Origin of the sequence: Lutibacter sp. (assembly GCF_041596795.1) — a bacterium.
Lineage (GTDB): Bacteria > Bacteroidota > Bacteroidia > Flavobacteriales > Flavobacteriaceae > Lutibacter.
The window spans coordinates 1-1,692 of record NZ_JBFHHX010000277.1 but is presented as its reverse complement, the minus strand read 5'-3'; the positions used below and the strand labels follow the sequence as shown (position 1 = coordinate 1,692).

Below are 1,692 nucleotides of genomic sequence, written 5' to 3'. Positions count from 1 at the left end.
GTTACGGTAACAGAGTTAGAAGTAGATTAAGAGCAATGTTTAATTTAATAAGCTTTAGCCAAAATTCTATTGACAAAAGATACTAAAGTATAGTTATAAAAATTGGATTAATAACTGCAGTAAATATTTGAAAAAAATCTAATTTTTTACTGCTTTTTAAATATCTACAATTAGTACTTGTTTGTTTCATTTAACATCTTTTTAATAAAGATTAATTATTTTTCATTAAATTTGTAATTAAGTATGATAGATTCAGTTCGAAAAATAACAGCAATTATAATGGCTTTTGTGGTACTTTTTTCCACAATGTCGTTTTCTTTTAGTGAACACTATTGTGGGGATCACTTGGTAGATAGTGCCTTGTTTTCTAAAGCTGAATCTTGTGGAATGGAGATGGAAACTGCGACTGCTGATAGCGATTGCAATTCCTTTAAAAAAGATTGTTGTTCAGACAAAATAAAACAAATTGAAGGGCAGTCGAATCTTAAAATAGACTTCAATAGCCTTTCTATTCCGCAACAAGAATTTTTAGTTGCTTTTACGAATTCATATTTAAATATTTTTCAAGGTGTTGATAAAAGAATCAATACTTTTGAAGATTATTCACCTCCTTTGGTCGATAAAGACTTAAATGTTCTTTATCGTGTTTTCCGTATTTGATACCTTACTTTTTAATTTTTCAGTAAGTATATAAGTAATTCAAATCTTATATATTTTCTCGGTATTTGTGTTTTTTAAAAATTCACAAATTTAAATTAATTGTAAATATCAAATAATATGCTAAATAAAATAATAAAATATTTTTTAGAGAATAAGTTGGTAACTATTCTCATTTTAATATCCTTACTTGCTTGGGGTATTGTAACTTCCCCATTTAATTGGAATGTTGCATTCTTACCTAAGGATCCTGTCCCTGTTGACGCAATACCAGATTTAGGTGAGAATCAACAAATTGTATTCACAGAATGGCCAGGTAGATCACCACAAGACATTGAAGATCAAATAACCTATCCATTAACTACCTCTTTGTTAGGAATTCCAAATGTTAAATCCATTCGAAGTTCCTCTATGTTTGGTTTTTCAAGCATCTATATCATTTTTGAAGAAAAGGTAGATTTCTACTGGTCAAGGTCTAGAGTGCTCGAAAAATTAAATTCATTACAATCCAATTTATTGCCAGAAGGAGTGAACCCTGGATTAGGTCCAGATGCTACAGCTTTGGGCCAAGTTTATTGGTATACCATTGAAGGGCGAGATTCTGATGGAAACGTAACAGGTGGTTGGGATTTGCACGAGTTACGTTCCGCCCAAGATTATTATGTAAAATACGCTTTAAATGCTGTTTCAGGAGTTTCCGAAGTCGCTTCTGTTGGTGGGTATGTAAGGGAATACCAAGTCGATGTAAATCCAGATGCTTTAAAAGCATATAATATTGGTATTGATATGGTAATGATGGCTGTTAAAAATTCGAACCGTGATATCGGAGCCAAAACCATTGAAATTAATAAAGCTGAGTACTTTATTAGGGGCTTGGGATATATTAAAACTACGAAAGATTTAGAAAATACAGTAGTTCATGTTACAGACAATAAACCTATTTTAATTAAAGATATTGCCACCGTTAATTTAGGTCCTGCTACAAGAAGAGGTGTTTTAGATAAAGGTGGTGCAGAAGTTGTCGGCGGTGTGGTT

The 1,692-nt window shown here is 31.5% G+C and carries 2 protein-coding genes; both read left to right on the top strand.

The features are described 5' to 3' along the window. The first annotated feature begins 243 nt into the window (after positions 1 to 243). Positions 244 to 660: a hypothetical protein gene (locus ABY298_RS16265; RefSeq protein ID WP_372747088.1), complete on the top strand. Its 417-nt coding sequence runs from the start codon at positions 244 to 246 to the stop codon at positions 658 to 660. 117 nt (positions 661 to 777) lie between these two features. Continuing rightward, positions 778 to 1,692, top strand: a 915-nt coding sequence (locus tag ABY298_RS16260) for an efflux RND transporter permease subunit (protein ID WP_372747086.1), incomplete at its 3' end; no start/stop codon positions are given.